General features: G+C 70.2%; 12 protein-coding genes. 8 read left to right on the top strand and 4 right to left on the bottom strand.

The features are described from left to right. Positions 1-16 precede the first annotated feature (16 nt). Positions 17-295 carry a hypothetical protein gene (locus tag ACF3M1_RS09840; RefSeq protein ID WP_394000188.1) on the top strand — a complete coding sequence of 93 codons (279 nt, stop codon included), beginning with the start codon at positions 17-19 and terminating at the stop codon, positions 293-295. A gap of 79 nt (positions 296-374) precedes the next feature. On the opposite strand, the gene ACF3M1_RS09835 is transcribed toward ACF3M1_RS09840, so the two are convergent. After that, on the bottom strand, positions 375-779 hold the full coding sequence (locus tag ACF3M1_RS09835; RefSeq protein ID WP_394000186.1) for a DoxX family protein: 405 nt from the start codon (positions 777-779) through the stop codon (positions 375-377). Between the two features lie 341 nt (positions 780-1,120). Here ACF3M1_RS09835 and ACF3M1_RS09830 point away from each other — a divergent pair, with 341 nt between their 5' ends. Further along, positions 1,121-1,882, top strand: coding sequence for a class I SAM-dependent methyltransferase (locus ACF3M1_RS09830; RefSeq protein ID WP_394000185.1), 762 nt, complete (start codon positions 1,121-1,123; stop codon positions 1,880-1,882). A gap of 222 nt (positions 1,883-2,104) precedes the next feature. Then, complete coding sequence (locus ACF3M1_RS09825; protein WP_394000183.1) at positions 2,105-2,695, top strand: NADPH-dependent FMN reductase; 591 nt, start codon at positions 2,105-2,107, stop codon at positions 2,693-2,695. 97 nt (positions 2,696-2,792) lie between these two features. On the opposite strand, the gene ACF3M1_RS09820 is transcribed toward ACF3M1_RS09825, so the two are convergent. Both ACF3M1_RS09820 and ACF3M1_RS09815 read right to left on the bottom strand, forming a co-directional pair. Next, entirely contained in the window at positions 2,793-3,233 is a 441-nt protein-coding gene (locus ACF3M1_RS09820; protein ID WP_394000182.1) for an FKBP-type peptidyl-prolyl cis-trans isomerase, read from the bottom strand. 260 nt (positions 3,234-3,493) lie between these two features. Continuing rightward, on the bottom strand, positions 3,494-4,285 hold the full coding sequence (locus ACF3M1_RS09815) for an FHA domain-containing protein (RefSeq protein WP_394000180.1): 792 nt from the start codon (positions 4,283-4,285) through the stop codon (positions 3,494-3,496). A 278-nt stretch (positions 4,286-4,563) separates the two neighbouring features. On the opposite strand from ACF3M1_RS09815, the gene ACF3M1_RS09810 reads away from it, so the two are divergent. The 4 genes from ACF3M1_RS09810 (at position 4,564) to ACF3M1_RS09795 (ending at position 9,186) form a co-directional block, all read left to right on the top strand. Beyond that, positions 4,564-5,007, top strand: coding sequence for a FecR domain-containing protein (locus tag ACF3M1_RS09810; protein ID WP_394000178.1), 444 nt, complete (start codon positions 4,564-4,566; stop codon positions 5,005-5,007). Position 5,008: 1 nt separating this feature from the next. Beyond that, positions 5,009-5,623 (top strand): OmpA family protein, encoded by a 615-nt coding sequence (locus ACF3M1_RS09805; protein WP_394000176.1) that lies wholly within the window; start codon positions 5,009-5,011, stop codon positions 5,621-5,623. A gap of 64 nt (positions 5,624-5,687) precedes the next feature. After that, on the top strand, positions 5,688-7,769 hold the full coding sequence (locus ACF3M1_RS09800; protein WP_394000174.1) for a CHASE2 domain-containing protein: 2,082 nt from the start codon (positions 5,688-5,690) through the stop codon (positions 7,767-7,769). A gap of 289 nt (positions 7,770-8,058) precedes the next feature. Continuing rightward, on the top strand, positions 8,059-9,186 hold the full coding sequence (locus ACF3M1_RS09795) for a Gfo/Idh/MocA family protein (protein WP_394000172.1): 1,128 nt from the start codon (positions 8,059-8,061) through the stop codon (positions 9,184-9,186). A 166-nt stretch (positions 9,187-9,352) separates the two neighbouring features. Here ACF3M1_RS09795 and ACF3M1_RS09790 read toward each other — a convergent pair whose 3' ends face one another. Continuing rightward, complete coding sequence (locus tag ACF3M1_RS09790; protein WP_394000170.1) at positions 9,353-9,967, bottom strand: hypothetical protein; 615 nt, start codon at positions 9,965-9,967, stop codon at positions 9,353-9,355. Between the two features lie 195 nt (positions 9,968-10,162). On the opposite strand from ACF3M1_RS09790, the gene ACF3M1_RS09785 reads away from it, so the two are divergent. Next, positions 10,163-11,470 (top strand): PQQ-dependent sugar dehydrogenase, encoded by a 1,308-nt coding sequence (locus ACF3M1_RS09785; RefSeq protein ID WP_394000168.1) that lies wholly within the window; start codon positions 10,163-10,165, stop codon positions 11,468-11,470. The last annotated feature ends 325 nt before the right edge of the window (positions 11,471-11,795 follow it).

The following is an 11,795-nucleotide window of genomic DNA, read 5'->3' as shown; positions in this document are numbered from 1 at the left end:
AAGGAGGGTTGAAGGAATGCGAACGACCGTTGTCGGTCTGGTGACGCCGCATCTGCTGCGCGTCGTCGACCTGGCCAATGAGGCCCAGAAGGGCGTCAACGTGCATTGGCACTTGAACGATGCCGTGGCCCATTCGATGGGCGAGCTGGCCGACCAGTACAACGCGCCTGCACTGGTGGCGGCGTATGTCGAGGGGCTGGAGAACGTCGCGGCGCAGGCCCCGGCCGCCAAGACGGACTATGTCCGCGTTCTGCAGACGGCGGTCGAGGCCGCGCGCCGTCTCAGGCGCGACTGAGGGGCGGACGGGGCTGGGGCGGGGACCTGCATCAGCAGGACAGCAGGGCCAGCGGTAACGTGGTCTCCTTCGAGGCGTGTCAGCCCGAATGCATCGCCCCCCGGACAACCGGAAACATCGCCCGGAGCTGCGCATCGCGCAGCCAGAGGCCGCCCCACATCAGCAGCCCGAGATAGAGGCTGAAAAGAATGTGGCTGAACAACGGGGTTTCGGCTCGCAGCTGTGTGGCCATTGCGCCGCCGAGCAGGCCCATCATCAGCACGGCCCCGAATACCCGGGTGCGCGGAGCCAGATACAGGGCCAGGCAGGCAATCTCGATCAGGCCGATGGTGACGGCATAGCCGGCAGGCCAGCCGAGCTGGGCCAGCGTGGCCTCGGCAACCGGCATGCCGAGCAGCTTGGGTGCGATGGATGCGCCCAGCATGAAAGTCGCGAACAGGCCGGTCAGGACGCGGCCGGTCCAGAGCATCGTGGTGGCGTGCATGGCGGTGCCTCGGTTGGGTTGGGGGGTGTTCTTCCATCGACGAAGCACGCGGCCGGTTTTCGACACCGGGCCCGCTCCGGTCGTGCGGAAGAGTGCAGCCTTCGAATTTCGGCGTGCAGAACGAGTGCTGGCCACGTGCGTCCCGTCCGGGATGGGGCCGTGTCCGGTGCGCCGCCCCTTCCCGGCACCATCGGGCGTTCCTCGGTACATGAGGTGGCACCGTGTTCGCCTGACGCAGGCGCCGCGCCAGCCAGCACGGCAGGTGATCTGCGCATCACCCGGCAGCCTCGGCCCTGGGTCTAGGCTCGGGCTTTCCTTGCCTCGGACGACAGGACGCACCCATGCGCACATTCCCACCCGTTGCAATCTTCGGGCTGCTGCTGTGTGTCGGCACGGCCTGTTCCAAACCGCCGTCCGCGCCGGTGCCCGCCATCCCGGCGGCCACGCAGACGGTTGAAGGGGGGCCGATCTACGGCGCCGTACCGCCGAGTGCGGACGGCATCGGCAAGACCTATCAGGGGCGCGAGATCTCGGCGGTGATGGGCTGGCAGGGCGCCGCGTGGCTGGAGCGCGAGGAACGCGAGCGTGAGGAGCGCGGAAGCGTGCTGTTGCAGGAACTGGCGCTGACCCCGGGGATGGCGGTGGCCGACGTGGGGGCGGGGACGGGGTACTACGCGCGCCGGATGGCGCCGCTGGTGGCGCCGGGCGGCGTCATCTATGCGGTGGACGTGCAGCCGCAGATGGTGGCGATGCTCGAAGAGGCGGCTGCGCAGCCGGGGCTCGACACCCTCGTGCCGGTGCAGGCCAGCGTGTCCGATCCTGGCCTGTCACCCGAATCCGTGGATCTCGCGTTGATGGTCGATGTCTATCACGAGCTGGAATATCCGCACGAGGTGCTCGGCGCGTTGGTGCAGGCGCTGCGGCCCGGCGGCCGCCTGGTGTTCGTCGAATACCGGGCAGGGGACGACGCCGTGCCGATCAAGCCGCTGCACACGATGAGCGAAGCACAGATCCGCCGCGAGGCGGCATTGCATCCGCTGGTGTGGGAGCGCACCGCCGATACCCTGCCGTGGCAGCACGTGGTGGTCTTCCGCAAGCGCTGACGGCGGGCGAACGCAGCGAGGACACGCTGCGCGCGAGGCTCGGCAACATGCATGCATGCGTGCGAGCGGGCAGGGGCCCGGGACGAGATCCCCGGAGACGCGGGTCGTGCGTGTCGCGCCGTTTCGGGCAGTCCCGCAGCGTCGGACGCGGCCACGCGGTAACCGGCCGTCGATGCCATCATCCAGCACCGAATCGTCCGTCTTCGCTTCGAGGGCACTGCCATGTCCGAACGCATCCTGGTGTTCTACGGCTCCTATCGCGCGGATCGCCTGGGCATCCGCCTGGCCGACTACGTCGTGCGCACGCTGCGGTCGCGTGGCATCGAGGCCGAACTCGTCGACGCCAAGGCGGTCGACCTGCCGATGCTGGACCGGATGTACAAGGAATACCCGCAGGGCGAGGCGCCCGAGGCAATGGCGGCGCTGGCCGGCAAGATCCGCGATGCCGACGGCTTCGTGTTCGTAGCCGGCGAGTACAACTGGGGCGTGCAGCCGGGGCTGAAGAACCTCACAGACCATTTCCTGGAGGAATGGTTCTGGCGGCCTGCCGGCGTGATCAGCTACTCGGCCGGACGTCTGGCCGGCGCGCGGGCGGGTCTCGCCTGGCACGGCACACTGTCGGAGATGGGCATGGTGGTGATCTCCAGCACCGTGAACGTCGGGCCGATCGCAAAGACGCTCGATGCGCAGGGACGTCCTATCGGCGAGGCCGGCGAGGCGCTCGACACGAGCTTCGCCCGTTTTGCCGACGACCTGACCTGGTGGAGCGAGGCTGCGCGCCTGCAGAAGACGCGCAAGGCGCCGCCGTACTGAGTGGCGCCGGCGCTGCCGGAGCGGTTCGCTGCCGTCATTGGGCGACGTACGAGGACGCCGCATGCGGTGCGCTCCCGCACGGCCGTCGGCCGTCGCGTTACTTCCGGATCTCCAGCAACTGCACCTCGAACACCAGCGACGCGTTGGGCGGAATGGTCCGGCCCGCGCCGTTGCTGCCGTAGCCGAGCCAGGCGGGGATATGCAGCTCCCGCGTGCCGCCCGGCCGCATGCCGGTCACGCCCTCGTCCCAGCCGCGGATGACGCGGCCCGCGCCGAGCTCGAACACGAAGGGCTGGCCACGATCGACGGAACTGTCGAACTTTTCACCGCGCTTGTCGGGCGCGGTCTCGTCGTAGAGCCAGCCGGTGTAGTGGACGCTGACTGCGTCCCCGGCGACCGCCGGATCGCCTTCGCCTGCGGTCACGTCGATGCGCTGCAGCTCCTTCACATCGCCCCCGGTGTAGGGCGGCGGGCCGCCGCAGGCGGCGAGCAGCAGGACGGACAGCAGGGCCACGTGGCGAAGCAGGCGATGGGTCATGGGGTCGGCGCGTTGGAGGGACGCCACAGGATAGCGGTGCTGGCGCCGCAGGGTGGGCACGAACGGCTCACGTGGGCAGAGTGCGCGATGCATGTCGGCGTCCGCCCTCAGCCTGACGTCAGCGATGTATCGCGTTGCGGAGTCTTCATCGCGCGGCGGCGTGGTGACCTCGCGGCGGTGCGCGCGCACGGATCGTGCCGCGCTCACCGGTCTACCGCCGGGGTGACCCGCATCCTCGCATCCGAATGCGAGGCCGCATCTCAGCCCGGGACCAGCATGAAGGCCGCGGCGAGCAGCACCGCCGCGGCGGTCAGCACGATCGGGACCCATCGCCTGCGCGCAGCACGTATCGGCGGTTCCGCACCTGCAGGCGCAGCGCGAAGCGCCTGCTGCGACGTCTCCATGCCGGGTGCGATCAGCAGGAAGCGCACGGCGTCGAGGCGGAGTTCGTCGCCCGGGGCGAGGAAGCCGTGCTGCACGCGCCGGGTGTTGATGTAGGTGCCGTTGGACGATTCGAGATCCTCGACCGACAGCCCGTCGCCGACCGGCTTGACCAGTGCGTGACGGCGGGAGATCTCTTCGGCGTTCACGGTGATGTCGCATTCCGGCGCGCGGCCGATGACCACCGGGCCCGCGACCGGGAAGACCTTGCCGAACACCGCACCGGATACCCCGCGCAGCACGAACCGGGGCACCGCCATGCGCACGCGGGTGGCGCCGAGGTCGTCGTCATCGTGGACCACGTCCGAGGGCGACACGGCGTGCGCGGGTTCGAGCGGAGTGAACGTCGCGACGACGGTGCCGATGTCGATCTGGTCGCCACTGCGCAGCGCCATGATGTCGGACACGGGTCTGCCGTTGACCGACACCGCGCCGCCGCCCTGGGGCACCTGCAGGTTCGCACCGGCATCGGTGATGTGGATCTCGCAGTGGAGGGGGCGTATGTCGCTGCCAGTCAGCACCACCGCGTGGGTCGGCGTGGTGCCGATACGGTTGACGCCTGCGCTCAGCAGGACCTGGCCATGCTCGCCGTTGGGAAACACCAGCTTCATCTTCGCCCCCTGCGAAACGGTGAGGGCTGGAGCGCCGACAACCGCGCGTATTCTAGCCATGGCCGCGGTCCGTCTGGCGTGTACGCGGCGTCGTCGTCATTCGCGCGGAGCCATGTCTCGCCCCTGTGCACGATCTGGCGAATCGCGGGCTGCAGCTTTCCGCGCAGCGGCCGCTAACGGTCCATGGGCCCGCTCGACCGGGATCCGCATGTCCTCATGCGACCCTGACGCGCCGGGTGCTATGCGGCGACAGGGATTCACACAACAGGGGAACACCGATGTTCAAGAGACTGGGTCTACTGGTCGCCGCATGGCTGGCGTGTGCTGCCTCGCCGGTGGTGGCGTCGGATCTGCACGTGGCGCTGGTCAAGGGCGTGGCGGGCAGCGTCAGCATCGTCCAGGCGGATGCCTCGCGCGCGGCAGCGGCCGGCACGCAGCTGCGCGTTTCCGACCGCATCGTGACCGCGCCGGGTGCGACGGCCTCGATCGTGTTCCGGGACGGCACCATGCTCACCCTCGGCGGCGGCGCGGACGTGCATGTGCGCGACTACGTCTTCGAGCCGAAGGCGGGTCGGTATGCGTTCTCGCTGTACATGAACCAGGGCTCGGCGATCTACGAGTCCGGCAAGATCGGCCGGCTGGCGCCGGAGGCGGTGAAGGTGGAGACGCCGCAGGCCACGGTGGGCGTACGCGGCACGCGCTTCCTGATCGAGGCGGGCTGAGATGGCGGCCCTTCACGGGCGCAGCCCGTGGCGCGCGCTCGCACTGCTGTGTGCGGCGGCGCTGCTGTCGGCCTGTTCCGCCGCCCCCACACGCGTGACCTTGCTGCCCGACCGGGGCGGCCAGGTGGGCGCGGTGCTGGTGGGCAACGCGCACGGGCAGCAGCGGCTCGACCAGGCGTATGGCCGCGTCGAGGCCGACGCGTCGACTGCGCCCATGCAAGTCCAGCCCGACACGCGCGACGCCTTCGAGGCGCGGCATCGCGCGCTGCTCGACGCGCAGCCCGAGCCGCCGCTGAGTTTCGTATTGAATTTCCTGTTCGACAGCATGGAGCTGACGCCGGAATCCAGGCAGATGCTGCCCGACGTGCTGGCCGCGGTGCGCAGCCGGTTGCCGACCGAGGTGACCGTGTTCGGCTATGCGGACTCCGCCGGCGCGCCGGCGTACAACCTCTCGCTCTCGGCCGAACGCGCGCGGGCCGTTGCGGCGATGCTTCGCAAGATCGATCCGGAACTTCCCGTGCAGATCGACTGGTTCGGCGACAAGTCGCCGCTGGTGCCGACGGCGCCGGGCGTGCCCGAGCCGCGCAACCGGCGCGCGGAGATCCTGATCCTGTGAGGGACTCGGCCACGCGCGTGCCGACGCGTCGCGGGCATGCCCGATGCCCGGGGTAGGCACACGCGTGCCTCTGCCCCCGCCGGCGGATATTGCGTTGCGGCGTCAGGGCCTGTGTGTGCTGGTGGCCGGCGTGCTGGTCGCGGTCGCGGTCGGCATCGGCGGCCTGCTGCGCGTGGCGCCGGTCGAGCGGCTCGACAACGCCGTGCTCGACGGCCTGATGCGGGCCACGGCGAGCGGCGTGCCGGCGCCCGACGCCGTGGTCGTGGACATCGACGATGTGAGCCTGTCGGCCGTCGGCCAGTGGCCGTGGCCGCGCTACCGGCTCGCGGCACTGGTGGAGCGCATCGCGGCGGATCGCCCGGCGGCGATCGCGCTGGACATCCTGCTGCCGGAGGCGGACCGGGTGTCGCTGGCCGACATCCAGAAGACCTTCCAGCGCGATTTCGGCATCGACGTGGCGATCACCGGTGTGCCCGACGGCCTGCTGGACAACGATGGGTATCTCGGCCACGCGATGGCGGAGGCCGGCGTGGTCGGGGCGCGCTATTTCTATTTCGACCACGTCACCGGCGAGCGCGCACCGGCGCGACCCGGGGTGGGCTTCGACGGCGCGCTGGACGCGCTGACGCTCGACCGCGCGCACGGGGTGCTCGACAACGTCGCGCCGATCGCCTCGCAGACCCGGGCCAGCGGCTTCGTCAACATGGGCGTCGACGACGACGGCCTGATGCGGCGCCTCCCATTGCTGGTCGAATATCGCGGCGTGGTGCATCCGAGCCTGGCGCTGGCGACGACGATGCAGGCGCTGGGCGCGTCGTCGGGGCGCGTGGTCGACGGCCGCGACGGCCCGTCGATCGTGATCGGGTCGCACGTGGTGCCGATCGATCGCAGGGGGCGTGCGTTGCTGCGCTTCGAGGGTGTGCCGGCACGGTATCCGGGGATCGCAGCGGTGGAGGTGCTCGCCGGGCGAACTGCGCCGCAGGCCCTGCGCGACAAGGTGGTCATCATCGGGTCGTCGGCGGTGGGACTCGCGGATCGGCACCGGACGACGATGAGCCCTGCGTTCTCGGGCGCCAAAGCCCAGGCGGTGCTCGTGCAGAACATCCTCGACGATCGCACGCTGCGCGCGCCGGCGTGGGGCGGCATCGCGGCGCTGCTGGTGGGCCTGTTGATCGCGGCGGCGCAGGGCGGTCTGCTCCTCGCCGGGCGCAGCCTCTCGACGCTGGGCATCGCGACCCTCGGCATCGTGCTCGCGCTGGGCGCGCTGGCGCTCGCCGGGTTCGTGTACGCAGGGTGGGTCCTGCCCGTCGCGGTGCCCGCGCTGGTGGCGACGACGGTGCTGGCGGTGGCCTTCGCGATCCGGTACGCGATGCAGCACCGCCACGCACGACGCTGGCGCAAGCAGCTCGAAAACGCCCGACAGGTCACGATCGAATCGATGTCGGCGGTCGCCGAAACGCGCGATCCCGAGACCGGCGCGCACATCAAGCGCACCCAGCACTACGTGCGCGCGATCGCGACGCGTCTGCGCGATACCGGCCGGTACGCCGACATCCTGACCGACGAGCACATCCACCTGCTGTTCCTGTCCGCGCCGCTGCACGACATCGGCAAGGTCGGTGTGCCCGACCACATCCTGCTCAAGCCCGGCTCGCTGACCGAGGATGAGTGGGTGATCATGCGCCGGCATGCCGAGTTCGGCCGCCGGATCATACTCAGCACGTCCCAGCACATCGAGGGCGACAACTTCCTGTCCGTTGCCGCCGAGATCGCCGCCACGCACCACGAGAAGTGGGACGGGTCCGGCTATCCGGCCGGCCTGGCGCGCGACGCGATTCCGCTGTCGGGCCGCATCATGGCGGTCGCCGACGTCTACGACGCGCTGGTCAACCGCCGCTGCTACAAGCAGCCGTTCCCGCACGCCCAGGCGATGACGATGATGCGACAACTGCGCGGCACGGCCTTCGATCCGGTGGTGCTCGACGCGTTCTTCGAGATCGAGGACGAGGTGACGCGCATTGCGGCCGACTTCCGCGACGAGGACGATGGCGCGCGGGGCCTTGACTCCCAGGGCGCGCCCGACGGCAGTTGCGTGGTTGATGGTGCGGCGGTGTCGCAGGTCGAGGTGGACTGCCAGCGCGGTTGAAGGACGTGGACGCGGTTTGCGGCCACGCACGTGCCCGCGCGCATTCGACTGTTCCCCGCGAAATCCCTACGAGCGCGCTGGCGCGCGACTCGGCATTCGGGGGAACGCTTCATCGCGCGCGAGCGCGCTCCTACACGTGTGCTGCGCGTTGATGGTTGCGTGCGGGCTCGAACGATAGCCTGCGGACTGCCGACGCAGAAGTCGCCGCGTACATGGACCTGCACATGGCGTGCAGGTGCGCTCTGGATGCGCTGCTACGATCGGCGGACATCCATCCGATGGAGGCGCCATGGACCCGACCCGCTGGTCGAACGGAATCTCACGCCGCCGCGTGCTGCAGTCGATGGTGCTCGCCGGCGCCGCGGCGATGCTGCCGCGCAGCTTCGCGGCCACGCCGCCCACGCGTCGCCTCGGTGTCGCGCTCGTCGGTCTGGGAGGCTACAGCCGCGATCTGCTCGCGCCCGCGCTGCAGCTCACCCGCCATTGCCGCCTCGCCGGCGTGGTCACAGGGTCACCGGAGAAGGTGCCGGTGTGGCAGGAGACGTACGGCATTCCCGATGCCAACGTCTACAGCTACGACGATTTCCACCGCATCGCCGACAACCCCGACATCGACGTCGTCTATATCGTCACGCCGAACCATCTGCACAAGCCGCAGACGCTGATCGCGGCCAATGCCGGCAAGCACGTCTGGTGCGAGAAGCCGATGGCGATGGACGCCAGCGAAGGCGAGGCGATGATCCAGGCCTGCCGCGACAACCGCGTGCAACTCGCCATCGGCTATCGCATGCAACATGAGCCGAACACGCGGCGTTTCATCGAAATGGCCCGGGAGCGCCCGTTCGGCAACATCGTGCAACTGCGCGCCGATGCCGGCTGGTTCGGCTGGCGGCAGGGCGCGGACGAGGCCTGGCGGCTCGATCCGGCGCGTGGCGGCGGCGCGATGTACGACATGGGCGTCTACTGCGTGAACGCCGCGCGCTACAGCACCGGGCTCGAGCCGGTGGCGGTGCGCGCCTGGGACGAGACCGCGCGCCGCGAGATCTTCCGGGACGTCGACGAAACGATGCGCTTCACGCTGGAATTTCCCGACGACATCGTGGCCCAGTGCGTCACCAGCTTCGGCCGCAACCTCAACACACTGCACGTCGATTGCGAGCGCGGCTGGTACGAACTGTCGCCGTTCCAGTCCTACGACGGCAACGTGGGCCGTGCGAGTGACGGCACGCGTTTCACCGCGCAGCTCGGTGAGCGCCCGCGCATGCAGGCCGAACAGATGGACCAGGATGCGCTGGCCATCCTCGAAAGCCGGCCGCCACGCGCGCCGGGCGAGGATGGGCTGCACGACATGCGCGTGCTCGATGCGGTGTTCGCGTCGGCGCGCGGTGGGAACGAACGTGTGCAGATCGCGCGGTAAGCCGGGACCGGGCGACGCGGCCGCTGACGGCTGATGTTCGCGTTCACCGGCAGGCGCGATCCAGCTGCGCGGTGAGCCAGCGGCCGGGGGCGTCGATGCGCAGAAACCGCCGCATGCCTGTTGTCGCGGAGCCGCCACGCCGCGTCGCCGGGTGCGACGCCTGCACTTAGGAAGCGCCGGTCACGTCCTCGACGTCCGCACGCGCGCGGCGGATGTCCTCGAGTTCCGCGCTGTCGGCATCCACGCGGCGCCAGGTCAGTCGATGGGTCGTGAACGCACGGATCTGCAGTGCGAACCGGTCCGAGGCGACGCCGGTCACGCGCATCGCGGGGGTCTCCCCGTCGTCGGGGCGCAGGCAGTTGAAGTCGGGGGTGAACGTCGCACGGCGTTCGCCTGTGGCCGAGGTGCCGACGACGACGGCAGTGCGCGCATCCGCGTCCAGTTCGATCCAGCTCAGACGCGATGCGGCTTCCAGCTCGGCCTCGATGTCGCGGGCGATCGTGTGCGCCAGCGTCGACAACGCCACCTGTCCGAGTGCTGCCGGATCCAGCGCGTCTTCGGGTGCGAGCGGCGAGGGCACCGGCTCCGCGGTCTCGTCGTCGAAAGACTCGAAGCGCTCGAGAATGTAGAGGCCGCTGGCCGGTCGCACGGTCGTGGGCGTCGCGCGGGCGGCGTCCGCGCAGTGGTCGGCGATGTCGCGCGAAGACGGCATCTGCGCATGGGCAGGCAGCAGGATGGCGGAAACCAGCAGGGCGAACAGCAGCGTGCGAGGTGCGGACATGGAATCTCCCGGGGCGATGCGCCATGGTGACAAGCACGGTGCGCGGACCACAAGCCGCAACGGTGAGCGGGTCGTCGCATAGGGTGCAGATGCAGCAAGCGGCGAGGAATCTCGGCGAGCCGTATGGCTGACGCCATGGGTGCACGGGGCCGGCGGTGCCGGCATCATGCGGCCACACCGACTGCGGGAATCGACGTGAGAACTGGTCTGCGCCTGGGCGCGCTGAGTGTGCTGTGGTTGTTGCCGCTGATGCTGTACGCCGCGCGTGAGCGCCACACGCTGGACGGGAACTCCTGTGGCGGCTACCCGCGCCTTGCGATCGAGACGATGCGCGGCATGTGCGCCGGGCTCGTCATCGGCCCCACCACACAGGACCCCGCGCGCCCGCTGCGCCTGCCGCGTTCGCTGCTGCAGCTCGACGCGGACACCTGGCTGGTCACCGACCTCGGCGCCTGGGAGGGCGCGCGCGGCGCGGTGTGGCGACTGCGCACCGGGCCCGATGGCGCCGTGAGCGCCGAGCGCGTGCTCGATGGCCTGGACCTGCCGCATGCGATCGCACGCGGTCCGGACGGCGCGGTGTACGTCGGCGAGATGAGCCGCATCGTCCGCTTCGACCCGGCTGCGCTGGTGCCGGGCGACACCGTGCAGGCGGTGATCACCGGTCTGCCGGACAACCGCCTGCACGCGCATCGCCATCCGCTGTCGAAGTTCGTGTTCCTGCCCGATGGCGATCTGCTGGTCAACGTCGGCGCGCCGAGCGACCAGTGCACGGGTGCCGATGCGCGGACGCCCGCCGGTCTGTGCGCACAGAGCGAGGGCGACGAGGACGCCGCGAGCCTGCGTCGCTACGCCTACGAAGGCGACGGCCGCTGGTCGTCGGCGTACACGGTCTTCGCCCGCGGTCTGCGCAACTCGGTGGCACTGGCCGTGCACCCGTCGGGCACCGTGGTGCAGGGCGAGAACAGCTACGACTTCGACAGCCGCTGGTCACCGTTCGAGGAACTCAACGTCATCGAGGCCGATCGCCACTACGGCTGGCCCTATTGTTTCGATACCGCGCAGCCGGCACCGGCATGGCGCGACAAGGCGGACTGGTGCCGCAGCGCGGCGCACACCGCGCCGGCGCTGCTGCTGCCGCCGCACGCGGCTCCGCTGGACATGCTGTGGTACGACGGCGCGATGTTTCCCGCACTGCAGGGCCGGCTGTTGATGACCTGGCACGGTCATCGCTCGGTCGGCGGCCGCATCGCGAGCTTCGCGGTGGACGCGCGCGGGGTGCCGGCCCCGGACCCGCAGCCGCGTTTCCCGGTGTACGGCGCGGGCATGCGCGCCTACGGCGCCGGTCCGGCCGCGACCCCGGTGCTGTTGACGCCGGGCTGGGGGCTCGCGCGTGGCGTGCGTCCGCAGGGGTCGCCGGTCGGCCTGGCGGTGGCTGACGACGGTGCGATCTGGGCCACGGACGATCGTGCCGGGCTGGTGATCCGGTTCGCGAAGGACGATTGACCGCGCGGACACGGGCCGGCACATCGACCGGCGCCCCTGCCTGGAACCGCCGGGCGTGGCGTGCATCGGCGTCGCAGGCCGGCGAGTCTGGCGCGCCGCGAACGGCGATCTCGGGTTTCGCCGGGGTCCCGCGCAACGGGTCCGCCCCTGCATTCGCGTTCGCATGTCCATGAGACGCAAGTAGACGAAACAGAACCCGAACACGGAGAACGCCGTCCATCCATTGGCCTCGCGCTGCGGGCCTACGTGCTGCATCGACGCTTCAACCTGCACGAAACGCAGCGCACCGCCGACACCAGGGGCGTGTGGCCGCGCGCAGTCGCGC

The sequence above is a fragment of the Luteimonas sp. WGS1318 genome, from assembly GCF_043187535.1.
GTDB lineage: Bacteria > Pseudomonadota > Gammaproteobacteria > Xanthomonadales > Xanthomonadaceae > Luteimonas.
This window is presented reverse-complemented; position numbering and strand designations above follow the sequence as displayed.

Coding starts and splice junctions, on each gene's coding strand:
- ACF3M1_RS09840 (WP_394000188.1), top strand. CDS start 17: ATGCGAACGACCGTTGTCGGTCTGGTGACGCCGCATCTGCTGCGCGTC.
- ACF3M1_RS09835 (WP_394000186.1), bottom strand. CDS start 779: ATGCACGCCACCACGATGCTCTGGACCGGCCGCGTCCTGACCGGCCTG.
- ACF3M1_RS09830 (WP_394000185.1), top strand. CDS start 1,121: ATGCGCACATTCCCACCCGTTGCAATCTTCGGGCTGCTGCTGTGTGTC.
- ACF3M1_RS09825 (WP_394000183.1), top strand. CDS start 2,105: ATGTCCGAACGCATCCTGGTGTTCTACGGCTCCTATCGCGCGGATCGC.
- ACF3M1_RS09820 (WP_394000182.1), bottom strand. CDS start 3,233: ATGACCCATCGCCTGCTTCGCCACGTGGCCCTGCTGTCCGTCCTGCTG.
- ACF3M1_RS09815 (WP_394000180.1), bottom strand. CDS start 4,285: ATGAAGCTGGTGTTTCCCAACGGCGAGCATGGCCAGGTCCTGCTGAGC.
- ACF3M1_RS09810 (WP_394000178.1), top strand. CDS start 4,564: ATGTTCAAGAGACTGGGTCTACTGGTCGCCGCATGGCTGGCGTGTGCT.
- ACF3M1_RS09805 (WP_394000176.1), top strand. CDS start 5,009: ATGGCGGCCCTTCACGGGCGCAGCCCGTGGCGCGCGCTCGCACTGCTG.
- ACF3M1_RS09795 (WP_394000172.1), top strand. CDS start 8,059: ATGGACCCGACCCGCTGGTCGAACGGAATCTCACGCCGCCGCGTGCTG.
- ACF3M1_RS09790 (WP_394000170.1), bottom strand. CDS start 9,967: ATGTCCGCACCTCGCACGCTGCTGTTCGCCCTGCTGGTTTCCGCCATC.